The organism is Actinomadura madurae, from assembly GCF_900115095.1.
GTDB classification, from domain to species: Bacteria; Actinomycetota; Actinomycetes; order Streptosporangiales; family Streptosporangiaceae; genus Spirillospora; species Spirillospora madurae.
Map to the genome: position 1 here is coordinate 1 of NZ_FOVH01000029.1, position 16240 is coordinate 16240.

Genomic DNA, 16240 nt, shown 5'->3' on the forward strand with positions numbered 1-16240 from the left:
CGCCGCATGGCCCGCGGCGGGCAGCCCGCCGTCCGTCAACGCCGGCGCCCCCTCGAATACCTATAACAAGATCCTTCTCAAACACGCACTTAGAGACGCAGATCACGGCCGGAAACTCTCATTGAATCGGCTGTTCGGCATTTCGATCGCAGACGTCCCGGGGTGGCCGAGATCGGTCGCTCGAAGGCTTCATGGGGCTGAACGCGGCGAGAGTGTCGGCCGCGTGTGCTTGTGTAGCTTGTACACGACATCGAGACGCGGAGGCGCGGCGTGGACGAGGACGATGGCGGGCTGTTCCCGCAGCCGGGGGACGTGCAGCTCTCGCTGGTCAAGGGGGAGGGAGCCGCGGTGAAGCCGCCGCTGGACGTGCCGCAGGAGTTCGCGGAGGGCACCTCCTTCCAGGTGCGCGACGAGCTGGAGGACCTCGTCCGGCGCGACCTCCTCGGGCCCTGGGGCGGGCCCAAGGAGGCGTTCAAGCCCAAGGCGATGGGCCCGCGCGAGCGGTACCTGGTCGGGATGCTCGGGCCGCGCCACTCACCGGCGTCCGCGATCGAGAGCGCGGACGAGATGCCCGACACCGAGGCCGGTGTGGGCGGGGACGCCTCCGAGGGCGGGCTGCCCGAGGTCGTCAGCCCGCAGACGCTCGGCAAGATCTGGGCGTCGTCGATGGGCCTGTCGTTCTGCGTGCCGGCGGACGTGGACGCGGTCATCGTCAAGGCCGGGTGGGGGCGGTACGAGCTGCGCGAGCAGGAAGACGAGGACGGCAAGAAGCTCCGCATCTGGTCGCGCGAGCCGGTCGAGCGCGAGGAGGAGATCCGGCTCGACGGCGAGGAGAGCTTCAAGATCATGCTGACCGGGGAGCACGAGGACGCGTCCGGCGTGCTGCTCAGCGTGAACGTCCGGCGGAGGGACGCCCGGCGCGTGGTGGAGATCGCGCTCGTCAACCAGCAGTCCGAGCCCACCAGCAACAAGGACACCGCCTGGCTGTTCCAGCCCGAGCTGACCGTCACTGCTCTCGACGGTGCCAAGGCCGTGTTCCTGCCCGTGGACGATCCCGTCGACGACCTGCAAGCAGTCGGCGACGACGCGGAGGAGCTCCACCTCCGGCTGCTCTACCGCAACGAGCGGCGCTACGCCGCCGGCCGCAACGTCGCCGTCCACGCGGACGTCGCCGAGGGCGGGCGGGTCGCGCACCGGCTGACCACCACGTGGCTGCCCGTTCACAACGTGCCCGCCACCATCGCGCCGACCGGCCCCGGCACGCCGCTGGAACACGTCGAGCTGTCGATGGACGTGCTGGCCGAGGCCACCCCGGCCGAGCTGCACCAGGGCCTCCAACCCCTCGTCGAGGGGTACAAGACGTGGCTGGGTGAGAGAGAAGATCAGATCCCCGGCCTCCCCGCTCCGCTGCGTGAGGCGGCGGCCAGGGCCGTCCACGATGCTAGGCGGGCCGCCAACCGCATCGAAGCCGGTGTGACCCTGCTGTCCGACGAGACCACGCCCAGGCACGGGGAGGCGCTCGCGGCCTTCCACTTCGCCAACAAGGCGATGGCTCTCCAGCGCCGTCACACCGCGATCGCACCATTGCGCGAGGAAGGACTCACCTACGCCGAGGCACTTCAGGTGATCGACGACCGCGGGAAGGCGGCGGCGAGCTGGCGCCCGTTCCAGCTCGCGTTCGTCCTGCTGAACCTGCCATCGTTGACCGACCCCGGGCACGACGAGCGCGCCGCGGACCACGCCGCCCTCGTCGACCTGCTGTTCTTCCCGACCGGCGGTGGCAAGACCGAGGCGTACCTCGGCCTGACCGCCTACACGTTCGCGATCCGCCGGCTGCAGCGCACCCTCGGCACCGCGGAGGATTCCCGCGACGGGATGGCGGGGGTCGCCGTCCTCATGCGGTACACGCTGCGCCTCCTCACCGCGCAGCAGTTCCAGCGGGCGGCCGCCCTGGTCTGCGCCGCCGAGACCATCCGGCGGGATGACCCCGTGACCTGGGGGGAGGAGCGGTTCCGCATCGGGCTGTGGGTCGGCGCCGGAGTGTCGCCCAACTGGTTCGAGGACGCCAAGGACCAGGTCATCGAGGCCCGCGACCAGGGGCACGGCCATCGCGCCAACGTCCTGCAGACGCTGGCCTGCCCGTGGTGCGGCGAGGAGCTGCGGGCCGAACGCGACCTGCACATCGACGACGACCGCCGCCGCATCCTGCTGTACTGCCCGCGCGGCGAGGGGGACGCGTGCCCGTTCTCCCGCAGGGTCGCCAGGAACGAGGGCCTCCCGATCCTCACCGTGGACGAGGAGATCTACCGGTACGCGCCGAGCCTGGTCATCGCCACCGTCGACAAGCTCGCCCAGCTTCCCTGGAAGGGCTACGCCGGCATCCTGTTCGGACGTACCCGCGGCCACTGCGACCGGCACGGCTTCCGCCACGACGACCTGGACGAGAAGACCGGGTGCGCGAGCAAGCACAACAAGAAGGGCGCACTCCCCGCGGTGACCGCGCGGCCCGTGATGCGGCTCCGCCCGCCCGATTTGATCATCCAGGACGAGCTGCACCTCATCTCCGGCGCGCTCGGGACCACGGTCGGGCTGTTCGAGACGGCCGTGGCGGAGCTGTCGTCCTGGCCGCACGGGAACCGCCGCACCGGTCCGAAGATCGTCGCCTCCACGGCCACCACCAAGCGGGCCCGCGAGCAGGTCCGCGGTGTCTTCGGCCGCGAGCTGGCCGTGTTCCCGCCGCAGGTCATCGACGTCGCCGACACGTTCTTCTCCCGCCAGGAGCCGGTCACCCCGGCGACGCCGGGACGGCGGTACCTGGGCATCTGCGCACACGGCGTCCGGATCAAGTCGGCCGAGATCCGCCTCGCCGAGATCCTCCTGCTGGCCGGTCAGACGCTCTTCGACAAGTACGGCGAGCCCGCCGACCCGTACATGACGATGGTCGGCTACTTCAACGCCACCCGTGAGCTGGCCGGCATGCGCCGCTACCTCGACGACGACGTCACGACACGCGTCCGCCGCCACGGCAGGGCCAAGGGCCTGTCCGACCGGATCGTCCAGCGCGGCGGCATGCTCACCATCCAGGAGCTGACGTCACGCATATCGTCCGGCGACATCAGCGACGTGCTCAAGCACCTGGAGCACGGATTCGACCCCGACGTCGACACGAGCCGCCGCCGCACCGAGATCGCGGCCGACATGAGACGGTTCCTCCAGGAACAGCGCGACTCCAAGGCGAAGGTCGCGCCGAGGCACCCGCTCACCCAGCGGTTCTACGACCGGAACCGCGCCGGGCTCCAGCCGGTGGACGTCGTGCTGGCGACCTCCATGCTCCAGGTCGGCGTGGACGTGTCCCGCTTCGGCCTGATGGTGATGGTCGGCCAGCCCAAGAACACCGCCGAGTACATCCAGGCGTCGTCCCGAGTCGGACGCGACGCGGCACGTCCCGGCCTGGTCGTCACGCTCTACAACTGGTCCCGCCCGCGCGACCTCGCCCACTACGAGGACTTCGAGCACTACCACTCGACCTTCTACCGGCAGGTCGAGGCCCTCTCGGTGACCCCGTACACCCGCCGCTCCCTGGACAGGGGCACGGCCGGGACGCTCGTCGCCGCGATCCGGCACGCCGCCGAGGGCTTCTCCCGCAACCCCGACGCGTTCGACGTCGACCGCACCGACCCGCGCGTCCAGGAGATCATCGACCGGATGCTGGCCCGCGCCGAAGCCGTCGCCGGCACCCGCGGACGCGAGTACCTGGAGGAACGCGCCCAGGTCGTGCTCGACACATGGGAGAGCCAGAAGACGGGCGGCAGCGCCCGGCTCGGCTACCAGGACGGCACCTGGAACAAGCAGACGATCAAGGGACTGCTCCGCCCGGCCGGCAACGGCAGGTGGGAGACCATGACCACCGGCATGTCCATGCGGGAGACCGAGAACGAGATCAACCTGCTGTTCCCCGGCGGCGAAGGCATCTTCCACCCCGTCTACAACGAACCCGAATGGTCGTTCGGCCCGCCCGCCGATCCCGACGAGGACGACCCCGAAGGCGACGAGCTCGGGCAGTCCGCCCTCGACACCCCGAACGCCAGGGAGCCCCGATGACCGAGCCCGCCATCTTCCGCCGCCGCGTCGGCAGCGTCCGTCCGAGCCACCTGATGTTCACCGGAGGCGTCGGGGCACTGGTCGACCTGCCGAACTTCTCCGTCCTGGTCAAGGGCCTGGACGACTGGAGCCACCAGGGGCTTCCCGAGGCGATGCCGATCGCCGAGCCCCGGCTGCTCGCCGCCGTCCAGCAGAGCATCGGCAAGAGCGTCCAGAAGCTGATGCCGGCGCCCTGGATGGAGGGGCTCGACAAGGACCCGTCCGGCCCGGCCTCCAGGGTCGGCGTGCCCGTCGCGCCCTTCCCCGGCTGGCTGCGCTGCACCCACTGCAACGAGCTGGGCGGCCTCGACTCGGGCATCTTCGGCTTCGAGAACTCCAAGCCGCGCAAACCGCATGAGGCCCGCTTCTTCCACGACAAGTGCAAGAAGCGCAGACCCCTGGCCGTGGCAGCGCGATTCGTCCTGACCTGCACGAACGGGCACCTCGACGATTTCCCGTACGCGCACTTCGTGCACCGCGGGGGGACGTGCCCGAAGGCCAGCCACCCGCGGCTCCGGATGGAGGACCGCGGCGGCAACCTCGGCGCCAACGTCGAGATCAAGTGCGTCAACTGCGGGGAGCGCCGCAACATCCGGGACGCCCAGGGCAAGCGCGGCGAGGAGAACCTGCCGCGCTGCAGGGGACGCCACCCGCACCTGGCGACCTTCGACGCGCAGGGCTGCGAAGAGCGGCCGAAGCTCCTGGTGGTGGGCGCCTCCAACCAGTGGTTCGCCAAGAGCCTCGCCGCGCTCGCCGTCCCGCAGTCCGGGGCGAGCGCCCTCGACGCCAAGATCGAACAGCACTGGACCGCCGTCAGCGGGATCGACAAGCCGATGTACGCGTGGGCGCGGGAGAACGCCCCCGCCTTCAAGGAACTCGACCAGTGGAGCGACGACGAGATCGCCGAGGCGGTGGCCCGGCACCGTGCCAAACTCGCCGGAGCCGGAGACGACACGGCGGACAAGAACCCCGACCTGCGCACCGCCGAATGGGAGGTCTTCTCCGCGGACAAGCTGCCCGACCCGAACTCCGACTTCACCCTCCGCCGCGCCTTCCAGCCCGTCCCCGACGAGCTGACCGGCATCTACGCGGACGTCGTCCAGGCCGAGCGCCTGCGCGAGGTGCGGGCGCTGATCGGGTTCACCCGCCTGGACGCCCCCGACCCCGAGGACCCCAAGCTCGTCAAACTCGTCCGCCTCGCCCGGTCCGCCCCGTCCTGGGTACCGGCCAGCGAGGTCCGCGGGGAGGGCATCTTCGTGAAGGTCCCCGAAGACCTTCTCCAGGCGTGGGAGGGACGCGTCGAGAAGTCCGAGGCCGCCCGCCTGCACCAGGAGGCGTACGCGCGGCACCGCCGCAACCGCTACTCCGACCGCATCGCGACCATGTCGGACTTCGACGAGATGGCGCACTGGCCGGGCGCCCGCTTCATCGCCCTGCACACCCTCTCCCACCTGCTGATCCGGACCATCGCCCTGGAATGCGGCTACAGTTCGGCGAGCCTCTCCGAGCGCATCTACTCCGGGACGGAGGACGACCCGCACCGCAGCGGCATCCTCATCTACACCGCCGTGCCGGACGCCGAGGGGACGCTCGGCGGGCTGGTCTCGCTCGCCGAACCCGACCGGCTCGTCCACCTGACGAGACGAGCGCTGGCCGACGCGCGCCACTGCTCGTCCGACCCGCTGTGCGCCGAACGCCTCCCGCAGGCACCGGCCGACTTCCTGCACGGCGCCGCCTGCCACGTCTGCCTGTTCGTGTCGGAGACGACCTGCGAGCGCGGCAACAAGTTCCTCGACCGCCGCTTCGTCGTGCCCGTCGCCGATCCCGGCCTCGCCCTCTACCCGGACCTTCCGTGAACGGGCCGACCGGCCGCCGCCTCCGGGCGACCTGCGAGAAGAGGACGGTGGGCCCGTGAGCGAGATCGACGACGAGGACATGACGATCCTGGACCGTCTCGAAGAGGCCGCCCGCGAACCCGCCGTGCGGATCGGTCCGGAGAACCTCCGCGTCCTGGCCGAGCTGATCGACGCGGGGCGGCCCACCGGCATCATCCGCATGAGCGTGCCGGGCTTCGAGGACGAGGTGAACGCGCTCATCGAGGCGTCCTGGCAGGAGGATCTCTCCCTGCAGGCCGCCGCCGCGTACCTTCGCGGCGTCGCCGCCGGCCTGGAGAAGGCGGCCGTGCAGGTGGAGCCGGTGTGGAGCGGGCCTACCGAGCACAAGGTGCCCGTCCGAGCCACGGCACAGGTGCTGTCCGGGCTGGTCGGACGCTCCCGGCACGAACTGCTGCTGATGACGTATTCGGCCAAGCCCTACGAGCCGCTGCGGGAGGCGCTCGCGGAGGCCCTCCGCCGCGGCGTCGTCGTCCGGGTCGTCGTGGAGACGCTCCAGGGGGCGGGCAGTGCGATCTCCGGGGAGGAGCCCGCCGCCGCATTCCACGGGCTCGGCGTCGAACTCTGGCACTGGCCCGTCACGCGGCGGCCCGACGAGAAGGGCCGGATGCACGCCAAGATCGCCGTCGCGGACCGCGCCGAACTGTTCGTCTCCAGCGCCAACCTCACGCAGTCCGGGGTGAACAGCAACATCGAGGCCGGACTGCTGATCCGCGGCGGCACCGCCCCCGAACGCGCCGCCGAGCACTTCGACGCCCTGCGCGCCGCCGGAACCCTGGAGCGGCTGTGAACGAGGACGGGGTGCTCGTCAGCGCCGCCGACATCGCCCGGCTGACCGGGTTCGGGCGGGCCGCCGTGAGCAACTGGCGCCGCCGCCATGACGACTTCCCCGCCCCGGCCGGCGGTACCGCCAACAGCCCGCTGTTCGCCCTGGCGGACGTCGAAGCCTGGCTCGCCGGCCAGGGGAAACCCTTGAACCTGACCCCGGAGGAACGGCTCTGGCAACTGCTGCGCACCACCACCGACGACCTCCGGCTCGGGGACGTGGTGGGCGACCTCGGCCTTGACGTCTTCTTCCACGAAGGCACCGGCGTCGCTCCGAAGAGGCTGCTGGCGACCGCCGGGGAACTCCTGGACCGGGACGGCCCAGGCGTCTTCGAGTACCTCGTCCAGCGTCTCGTCGAAGCCCACGCGCGGCGCATCGTCCCGACGCCGACGGCGACGGCGCGGCTCATGGCGAGCCTCGTCCAGGTGAAGGGCGGCACCGTGTACGACCCCGCCTGCGGAATCGGCGACCTGCTGATGGAGGCCCGGAAACACGGCGCGACCGGCCTCGCCGGGCAGGAACGGCAGCCGTACGGCGTCGGCATCACCCGCACCCGCCTGCATCTCAACGGTGCGGGCGACGTGCGGATCGTCCCCGGCGACTCGCTGACCTCCGACGGCTTTCCGGACGCGCGGTTCGACGCCGCCCTCTGCGACCTTCCCTTCGGTGACCGGACGTGGGGTTACGACGAGCTGACCGGTGACGCCCGCTGGATCCACGGGCTCCCGCCGCGCGGTGAGCCGGAACTGGCCTGGGTCCAGCACATCGTCTGGCATCTGCGGCCCGGGGGAGAAGCGGCCGTCCTGATGCCGGCGGCCGCGGCGCAGCGCCGCTCCGGCCGCCGTATCCGCGCCGCCCTCCTGCGCACCGGCACCCTGCGCGCGGTGCTCGACCTGCCCGCCGGGTCGGCGTCCGGGTCGCCCGCCACCCCGCACCTGTGGCTGCTGCGCCGTCCCGCCGACCACATCCCGCCGCCCACCCATCTGCTGGTCATGGACGCCTCCGCCACCGACATCGAGACGGTGGCCGAACGTTGCACCGCCTTCCTGCGGAGCGGCGAGGAGACCGGCGCGGGACGCGCCGCCCCGCTCGTCGATCTCCTGGACGACGACGTGGACCTGACCCCGGCCCTCCTCCTCCGCGACGGCGCCGACATCCTGGCCGGCTTCGAGGAGGCACGCCGCCGGTTCCGCGACCGCCTCGCCGCCGTCAACGCCCTCGCCGACGAGGTGACACCCCTGGCACGAGCCACCGGGCAGAGCACGACCACGCTCGCCGAACTGATCCAGACCGGGTTCGTCGCCGTCCTGCACCCACCTCTCAGGATGGAACTCGGATCCGGTGACATCCCTGTCCTCACCGGCAAGGACATCACCATCGGACGTCCCCCGTCCGGCCGGACCGCGCAGGACCCCGGCCTGCTGATACTCCGCCCGGGGGACGTGGCGGTCGCGCACACCGGGCGGCGGATCCAGCCACAGGTGATCGAGACCGGTGCCGTCGCGGCCGGCCCGCAGGTCCAGGTGTTCCGGCCCGCCCCGGATCGGTGCGATCCCTACTTTCTGGCCTGCCAGCTGCACGCCGCCGGCCTTAGCGCGGGAACGTCCACCTCCTCCCGTGCCGACATCCGCCGGACACGGCTTCCGAATCTGACGATCGAGGACCAGCGATCCCACGGCGCCGCCTACCGGCGCCTCACCGTGCTTTCCGCGACGCTGCGCGAACTGGCCGACGCGGGAGGCGACACCGTCGCCTCGGGGATCGAGGGTCTCGGTGGCGGCGGGCTCCGGCCGGGGAGTTGAATGGCGGCGTGACGACCATCGCCGGCCGCTACGAACTGGATCCCGTCCACATCGGCAAGGGCGGGATGGGGGAGGTCTGGGGCGCCACCGACACCCGGTTGAGACGGCGCGTCGCCGTCAAGTTCGTCCGGTTCGCCGACGACCCGGAGCTGATCCGGCGCTTCGTCCGGGAATCGCAGCTCACCGCGCGCATGGCCCACCCCGGCGTTCCCGTCCTCCACGACGCGGACAAGGTCTCCGGCGGGCCCTTCGACGGGCGCCTCTACCTCGTCATGGAACTGGTCGAGGGCATCAACGTCGACGACCTGGTCGCCGAGCACGACCCCCTCCCGATCGGCTGGGCCGCCGCGATCGCCGCCCAGGTCTGCGCCGTGCTGAGCTACGCCCACGGCAAGTCGCTCGTCCACCGCGACCTGAAGCCGAGCAACCTCATGGTCGACAAGGACGGCGCGGTCAAGGTCCTCGACTTCGGGCTCGCCGTCGCCCTCGACGCCGACGAACGGTCCCGGCTGACCAGCACGAACCAGACCCTCGGCACTCTCGCCTACATGTCGCCGGAGCAGTTCCGGGGGCGGTCCGGGCCGTCCAGCGACCTGTACGCGCTGGGATGCGTCCTCTACCAGATGCTCACCGGGCAGAGTCCGTTCAACGCCTCAGACCATGTCTCCTACATGCACGCCCACATCTACGAGGATGCCGTGGCCGTAGGGAATCTGCGGGCGGACGTTCCACCGGAACTGGATGCACTCGTCCGGCGCCTCCTGGCCAAGGCGCCGGAGGCCCGGCCCGCGTCCGCCGACGAGGCGTTCGACGCCCTTCACCCCTACACGTCCGGGCTGCCGGAGCTCCCGGGAGCCGTGCGTTCCGGCCGCAGCCCCCTGCGGATGTACGCGGACGTCGCCGGACGGACGCTCGCGGCCTACTCCAGCCCGGCGGCCCCCACGCCGCCGCAGCCCACGGTGAAGCCGCCTCCTGCGGATTCGTTCAGCCTCGGCGACGTGGCCCGTGCGCGGCGAAGCGCGGAGCGCCTCATGCGCGAGTCCCGCTTCGAGGAGGCGGCGCGAGCGCTCAGCCGGACCTCGGCCCGTGCCGAGAGCGTCCTCGGCGGCGATCATTCCGAGGTGATCGCGCTCCGGACGGAACTCGCGGACGTGTACTACCAGGCCGGTGACTACGCCGCGGCGGCCTCCGCCTTCCACACGCTCGCCGAGGACGCCGCGCGACGTGACGGCGGCGGTTCCGAGACCGCGTTCGGTCTCCGCTTCCAGGAGGCCGGCAGCCGCGCGCTCGCCGGCGAGATCGACCGGGCTCTGGCCCAGCTCAGAGACCTCATCGGCGACGAGACCCGGCTCTTCGGCAAGGACGACGACCGGGTCCTGGAGCACCGGCGCCAGCTCGGCCTTCTGCTCCACGGCGCCGGCCGCACGGCGACCGCCGTCCGCCTCCTGGAGGAACTCGCAGCCGATCTCGGACGCTTCCGCGGGCCGGACGACCGGACGCTCCAGGCCGTCCGCGAGACCCTCACCCGGATCAAACCGGTCTGACTCAGCTCCCGGGAATTGCGGTTGTCGCAGGTCACTGGGTTGCTAGGCGGGTTAGCCATTCTTTGAGGAGGGTCTTCTCGCCTTCGGTGAGGGTTGTGGTTTGTGGGAGGTGGGCTCGGAGGGCTGTTGCGGCGGCGGCCGGGCCGGGGGTCGGGGCGGCCGGGGTGTCGGTGGTGATGGCGGCGATGACCGCTTCGCGGGCCAGGGTGGAGAGGCCGAGGTCGCGGCGGTCGGGGGGCATGGCGATCAGGGCGACCGTGGTGCCGGAGCCTGCGGCGTGGACGAGGTGCACGGCGCGTTCCTCGGTGACGCGGAGGCGGCCCGCCTCGGCGATGCGGCGGATGTGTCCGGCGAGGATCTCGATGCCCGCGAGGGCGGCCGGGGGGACGGCCCCGGGGCGCGGCTCGTACATGACCAGGTACAGCGCCGGGTTGGCCAGGCCGAACTCGATGTGCAGGTCCCAGCCGGTGCGGAGGACGTCGACCGGGTCGCCGGTGGGCTCCTGGACGGTCTTGCTGTTCAGGTAGGCGGCGAAGCCTTCGGCGGCGACGGCGTCGAGCAGGCCCTGCTTGTCGCCGAAGAGGCGGTAGAGGGTGGGGGCCTGGACGCCGGCGGCGGCGCTCACGGCGCGAGTCGACACGGCCTCCCGGCCGCCCTCGGCGAGCAGCTTCGCGGTGGCGGCGAGGATGCGGTCGCGGGGTCCGTCCGGGTCGGTGTCCTTCACGGTAATGACGATAACAAAATCCGGTTAGCGATGGTTCGCTATCAGTGTTAGCGTTGTAGCGTTAGCACTGATACGAGGAGGCGTCATGATCATCGTTACCGGAGCGAACGGGCGGCTGGGGCGGGAGGTCGTCGAGCGGCTCGCCGAGCGGGTGCCCGCGGAGCGCATCGGGGTGAGCGTCCGCGACCCGGAGAAGGCGCGGGTGTTGCAGGAAAAGGGGATCCGTGTCCGGCGGGGTGACTTCGCCGAGCCGGAGAGTCTCGTCGAGGCCTTCGAGGGGGCGTCGCAGGTTCTGGTGGTGTCCGTGGACGCGATCGGTGAGGCGGCGGTCGGCGCGCACCGCGCCGCGATCGAGGCCGCCGAGAAGGCGGGCGTGGGGCGCGTGCTCTACACCAGCCATATGGGGGTGAACCCGGACTCGCCCTTCCCGCCCATGCTCGACCACGCCGCCACGGAGGCCGTGCTGCGGGAGTCGGGGCCGGCGTTCACGGCCCTGCGCAACGGCTTCTACGCGTCCACGACCGGGATGCTGCTCGCGGCGGCTCTGGAGACGGGCGAGCTGGCCGTGCCCGAGGACGGTCCGGTCTCGTGGACGGCCCACGCCGACCTCGCCGAGGCCGCCGCGATCATCCTGGCCGAGGTGCCGTTCGACGGTCCGACGCCCCCGCTCACGGGCGGCGAGGCGATCGACATGGCCGGGGTGGCGGCGGTCGCGTCCGAGGTGACCGGGCGGACGATCCGCCGGGTGGTCGTCCCGGACGAGGAGTACCGGGCCGGTCTCGTCGGCCACGGTGTGCCGGAGGCCGCGGCGGACATGCTCGTGGGCATGTTCGCCGCCAGCCGGAAGGGCGAGTTCGCCGGTGTCGACCCGGCGCTCGCCGACCTGCTCGGCCGCCCGCCCATGCCGCTGCGCGACGTCCTGCAGGCGGTGCTCTAGCCGGGGTCGGTGGTCGTGTGCGGGAGGGCGACCTGGGACATGACGTGCTGGGCCGGGCTGCCCGCCGGGGCGTACAGCAGGAGGGGGCGGCCCAGGGCGTCGGTATGGGCGCGGGCCTCGTGGAGGACGGCGACGCCGGCGCTGCCCAGGTGGGTGACGCCGGTCAGGTCGACGGTGAGGGCGGCGGTGCCGCCGCGGGTGCGCATCTGCAGCTCCTCGCGCAGCTGCCCGGCGGTGGCGGCGTCCACCGGGCCGTCCACCCGGATCCGCGGGGCCGCCCCCTCCGACGGCTGCTCGAAGATCAGCAGGAGTTCGGGGACGTCCGGCGGCCGGGCGGCGGGCGGTGTGATCTCGCCCGCGGACAGCAGCCGCACCGGCCGGGTGAGGCGGTGCAGGACGGTCGCGGTCGTCCCGGACGGCTCGGTCTCGATGCGCAGGTGGCCGACGAAGTCGGTGGCCATGGCCAGGCCGCGGCCGCGCTCGACCTCCAGGTCGGTGACGTGCTCGCGCCAGCGACCGTCGTCGGCGACCTCGACCTCGACCGAGCCGCGCCCGGTGCACTCCGCCCGGACCCGCACGGTGCCGGGCGGCGAGGCGTAGGCGTGCTCGACGACGTTGCCGACGAGCTCGCCGACGGCGTGCCGCAGCAGGATCACGTCCTCCGCGCGGGTGCCGAGGTCGTGCAGCCAGTCGTCCAAGGCCTTGCGGACGGCCGGGACCGCCTCCGTCCCGGCCGGCATCTCCAGCAGCAGCGGCGACGGCGGGAGGGTGCGCTGCGCGGCCAGCAGCGCGATGTCGTCGGAGTGGCCGCTCACCCGGACCAGCAGCTCCAGCGTCTGCGTGGTCAGCCGGTCGACGGGGGCGAGCCATTCCTCGCGCATCGCCCGGCCGGCGGCGACGTCGGTGGCGGTCCGCGCGAACTCCACGGTGCCGCCCGCCGGCCCGACACCGGGCCGATCGATGATCCCGTTGGTGTAGAGGAGCAGGTGGTCGCCGAGCCCGAGGCGCGCCTCGGCGAGCGGGAAGCGGGAGCCGGTGCCGAGCGGCCCGCCGCCGGTCGACGGCAGGTAGCGGGCCTGCCCGCCGGACGGGATCAGCAGCGGCGGCGGATGGCCGGCCGTGGAGTACGTCAGCCGCCCGTCCGCCGGGTCCACCGCCGCGACGCACACGCTCGCCGCCCGCGCCGCATCGGACCGGACGGCCAGCCGGTCCGCGGCGGCGAGCGCCTCCTCGATGTCGCCGCTGTTGTCGAGCCGGTCCTCCAGGACGGTCCGGAGCCGCCCCATCGCCGCCGCCGCGGCGGCGCCGTGCCCGGCCACGTCCCCGGCGACCAGGGCGGTCCGGCCGTCCGGCAGCGGGACCGCGTCGAACCAGTCGCCGCTCGCCGCGTCGCCGGAGCCGGCGGGCAGGTGGACGCCGCCGATCTGGAGGCCGGGCAGGATCGGCAGGCCGGCCGGGAGCAGGTGCCGCCGGAACACGTCGGCGGGGTCGTGCCGCCCCGCCTGCCGCCGCCCCGACCTCCGCTCCAGGACCCGCTCGGTGACGTCCTGGACGTGGGCGACGAGACCGATCACCGAGCCGTCGGGGGCGCGGCGCGGCAGGATCACGCCGTCGATGTAGATCTCCCCGCGCTCGCCGTCCTCCCCGCGGCCGAGCTGGACGCGCCACTCGCTGATCGGCTCGGCCTCGCCGGTGGCGAGGGGGCGGTCGAAGGCGCCGAGCAGCTGCTGTCCGACGATCTCGGGGAGCACGTCGCGCATCCTGCGCCCGAGGACGTCCTGCCGCCCGACGAACCTGCGGTAGGCGGCGTTCGCGGCGACGACCGTGTGGTCGGGGGTGCCGAGACCGACGAGCGGGACGGGCGCCGTCTCGAAGACCTCCCGCACCGTGCGGGCGTCGCCGGTGCGCCGCGCGAACGCCTCCTCGTCATCGGGGTCGTGCACCACACCTCCAGCGATCGCCGTCGTGCGTCCCTTGTTTCCGGCTCGTCCTGTTTCACACCTGCGGGACGGGACGGCCGCGCGCACCGACCGTAAAGGGGCGCCCGCCGGGAGAAGGCGGGCGCCCCGGTACCGCGGACGGCTCAGCGTGCGAGGGCGGGAGCCTCGGTGATCGTGACGCCGGGGACGACGGCGCCGCGGCCGTTCTGGAAGTTGCGTTCCACCTCGGCGACCTCGGCGGGGTTGGGGTTCGGGTTGCGGCAGGACGTCCCGGCGCTGGCCCCGGACATCAGGTCGGTGCACAGCCCTGTCCGCCGGTCGGGCAGGCCGAGGATGTGGCCCAGCTCGTGCGCGGCGATGCGGACCGGGTAGTGCCCTTCCTGGACGGCCTGCCGCCCCATCCACACCCTGCCGCTGCCGAGGCCGGTGGGCTGGGCGCGGGGCCATCCGTCGTCGGCGTACACGACGACGTCCGCCGGGGTGCCGGCGACGAACCGGACGTTGCTCACGTGCTCGTTCCAGATCCGGGCGCCCTCGTCGACCGCCGACCGGAACTCGGCGGCCTGGCTCGCGTCGTACGTGACCGTGCGGACGGCGGCGGTCTGCGGGACGGGCGACGCCGAAGCGGGAGCGCCCGTGCCGGTCAGGGTCGTGCCGGTGAGGAAGGCCAGGCCGAGCAGCAGCGCGGCGCAGGCCCGTAGGAGTTTGGAAGCCATGCAGACTCCTCGTGGTAGCGGGGGGTTGCCTCGACTATCGATCAAGCGCCGGGAAAACGCCACCGCCGGAGGGTCCTAGGCCGAACGGACGTGGCGGACCGGGACCGGCGACCGACGCGCGCGACCCGGTCCGGCGATCAGCATGGACGCATGACCACTACAGAGCTCACCGCCAAGGGCCCCGCCCGCCCGGCCGCGGCGACGCCCGGCTGGGCCGCCCTGCTGGCCGCGTCCATCGGGCAGTTCCTCGTCGTCCTGGACATCTCCGTCGTCAACGTCGCCCTGCCCCACATCCGGGAAGGCCTCGGCCTCGGCGCCACGGGTCTGCAGTGGGTCGTCAACGCCTACTCGCTGACGTTCGCCGGGTTCCTCCTCCTGGGCGGGCGGGCCGCCGACCTGTACGGGCGCAAGCGCGTCTTCATCACCGGCCTCGGCCTGTTCACCGTCGCCAGCCTCGTCGGCGGGTTCGCCCCGGACGGCGGCATGCTGATCGCGGCCCGCGCCGCGCAGGGCCTCGGCGCCGCGATCCTGGCGCCCGTCACGTTGTCGCTGATCACCGGGACGTTCCCCGAGGGGCCGGCGCGGACGAAGGCGATCGCCATGTGGACGGCCGTCGGCACCGCGGGCGGCGCCACCGGCGGCCTGGTCGGCGGGCTGCTGACCGACTACCTCAGCTGGCGCTGGGTGCTGCTGATCAACGTCCCGGTCGGCGCGGTCGTCGCCGTGATCGCCGCCCGCTGGCTGCGCGGCGACCGCGACACCGCCGGGCGCCGCCGCCTGGACGTGCCCGGCGCCGTCCTCGTCACCGCCGGGGTGGGGCTGCTGGCGTTCGGCATCAGCCGGGCCGAGAACCACGGCTGGGCGGCGCTGTTCCCGCTCGCCGCCGGGCTCGGCCTGCTCGCCCTGTTCGTCGCGGTCGAGTCGCGCGCCGCGGAGCCGCTCGTCCAGCTCCGGCTGTTCCGGCTGCGGAGCGTGGCGGTCGGCAACCTCGCGACCCTCGTCGGGACGATGGCGGGCTTCGCGCTCTGGTACTTCCTGTCGCTGTACATGCAGAACGTCCTGCACTACAGCGCCGTCCGGACCGGTCTGTCGTTCCTGCCGCACACCGCCGGCATCATCATCGGCTCCCGGCTCGCGCCCACCCTGATGGCCCGGATGGACGCCCGGCTCCTCGCCGGGATCGGCGGGCTCATGGCCGCGGCGGGCTTCGCCTGGCAGAGCGTCGTGCTGGACGCCGACGGAACGTTCCTGACGTCCATCCTCGGCCCCGGAGCGACCATGGCCCTCGGCTTCGGCCTGCTGATGACCCCGCTGGTGGAGGCGTCGACCAGCGGTGTCGAGGGGTCCGAGGCGGGCGCGGTGGCGGGCGTCGTCAACACGTCCCGGACGATCGGCGGCGCGATCGGCCTGAGCCTCCTCGGCACGGTCGCCGCCAAGGCGGGCCCGGACCTCGTGGACGGCTACTCGATGGCCTTCGTGGTCGCCGCGGTGGTCACGACCGCGGGCACGGCCGTCGTCCCGTTCCTGCCGAAGCCCGGCCGCGCGCCTCAGCAGGATTCCGCGACGGCATGACTCCGGGCCCCCTGTCGCCGGCAGCGCGCGAGCGCTCTGCCGGCGACCGGACGTGGTCGCGGCCTGGCTCGCCCACCGCTTGATCGACGACAATCGAGGTCGGTCCATCTCCTAATCCGGGGAGCCTGGGATGCGTCGGCGATCGGC

10 protein-coding genes are annotated in these 16240 nt (G+C 72.7%); 7 read left to right on the plus strand and 3 right to left on the minus strand.

What is annotated here, in order from left to right; all coding sequences use genetic code 11:
* The first annotated feature begins 270 nt into the window (after positions 1-270).
* Genes drmA through BM339_RS44795 form a run of 5 tightly spaced genes read left to right on the plus strand, consistent with a single transcriptional unit; the run spans position 271 to position 10204 of the window.
* The gene (gene drmA / locus BM339_RS44775; RefSeq protein WP_075024793.1) at positions 271-4101 is read left to right on the plus strand and encodes a DISARM system helicase DrmA; all 3831 of its coding nucleotides are present in this window, start codon (positions 271-273) and stop codon (positions 4099-4101) included.
* Entirely contained in the window at positions 4098-5996 is a 1899-nt protein-coding gene (gene drmB / locus BM339_RS44780) for a DUF1998 domain-containing protein (RefSeq protein WP_075024794.1), read from the plus strand. The genes drmA and drmB overlap by 4 nt, the downstream gene beginning before the upstream one ends.
* Positions 5997-6051: 55 nt before the next feature.
* Complete coding sequence (drmC, locus tag BM339_RS44785; RefSeq protein WP_021594437.1) at positions 6052-6822, plus strand: DISARM system phospholipase D-like protein DrmC; 771 nt, start codon at positions 6052-6054, stop codon at positions 6820-6822.
* Positions 6819-8660: an N-6 DNA methylase gene (locus BM339_RS44790; RefSeq protein WP_075024795.1), complete on the plus strand. Its 1842-nt coding sequence runs from the start codon at positions 6819-6821 to the stop codon at positions 8658-8660. Before drmC ends, BM339_RS44790 begins: the two co-directional genes overlap by 4 nt.
* Positions 8661-8668: 8 nt before the next feature.
* Complete coding sequence (locus tag BM339_RS44795; RefSeq protein ID WP_075024796.1) at positions 8669-10204, plus strand: serine/threonine-protein kinase; 1536 nt, start codon at positions 8669-8671, stop codon at positions 10202-10204.
* Positions 10205-10235: 31 nt separating this feature from the next.
* Here the strand turns inward: BM339_RS44795 and BM339_RS44800 are convergent, their stop codons facing one another.
* Entirely contained in the window at positions 10236-10928 is a 693-nt protein-coding gene (locus tag BM339_RS44800; protein WP_075024797.1) for a TetR/AcrR family transcriptional regulator, read from the minus strand.
* 85 nt (positions 10929-11013) lie between these two features.
* Between BM339_RS44800 and BM339_RS44805 the strand changes: the two genes are divergently transcribed.
* Positions 11014-11865, plus strand: a complete 852-nt coding sequence (locus tag BM339_RS44805) for an SDR family oxidoreductase (protein WP_075024798.1) — start codon at positions 11014-11016, stop codon at positions 11863-11865.
* On the opposite strand, the gene BM339_RS44810 is transcribed toward BM339_RS44805, so the two are convergent.
* Positions 11862-13808, minus strand: a complete 1947-nt coding sequence (locus tag BM339_RS44810; protein WP_021594432.1) for a SpoIIE family protein phosphatase — start codon at positions 13806-13808, stop codon at positions 11862-11864. The genes BM339_RS44805 and BM339_RS44810 overlap by 4 nt on opposite strands.
* Positions 13809-13948: 140 nt before the next feature.
* A complete protein-coding gene (locus tag BM339_RS44815; RefSeq protein WP_075024799.1) occupies positions 13949-14521 on the minus strand; it encodes a snapalysin family zinc-dependent metalloprotease in 573 nt (190 codons plus the stop codon).
* 150 nt (positions 14522-14671) lie between these two features.
* On the opposite strand from BM339_RS44815, the gene BM339_RS44820 reads away from it, so the two are divergent.
* Positions 14672-16093, plus strand: coding sequence for an MFS transporter (locus tag BM339_RS44820; RefSeq protein WP_075024800.1), 1422 nt, complete (start codon positions 14672-14674; stop codon positions 16091-16093).
* The last annotated feature ends 147 nt before the right edge of the window (positions 16094-16240 follow it).

What these genes read in the sequence shown, in the direction of transcription:
- drmB (WP_075024794.1), top strand. Translation starts at nt 4,098, where the DNA reads ATGACCGAGCCCGCCATCTTCCGCCGCCGCGTCGGCAGCGTCCGTCCG.
- BM339_RS44805 (WP_075024798.1), top strand. Translation starts at nt 11,014, where the DNA reads ATGATCATCGTTACCGGAGCGAACGGGCGGCTGGGGCGGGAGGTCGTC.
- BM339_RS44820 (WP_075024800.1), top strand. Translation starts at nt 14,672, where the DNA reads ATGACCACTACAGAGCTCACCGCCAAGGGCCCCGCCCGCCCGGCCGCG.
- BM339_RS44815 (WP_075024799.1), bottom strand. Translation starts at nt 14,521, where the DNA reads ATGGCTTCCAAACTCCTACGGGCCTGCGCCGCGCTGCTGCTCGGCCTG.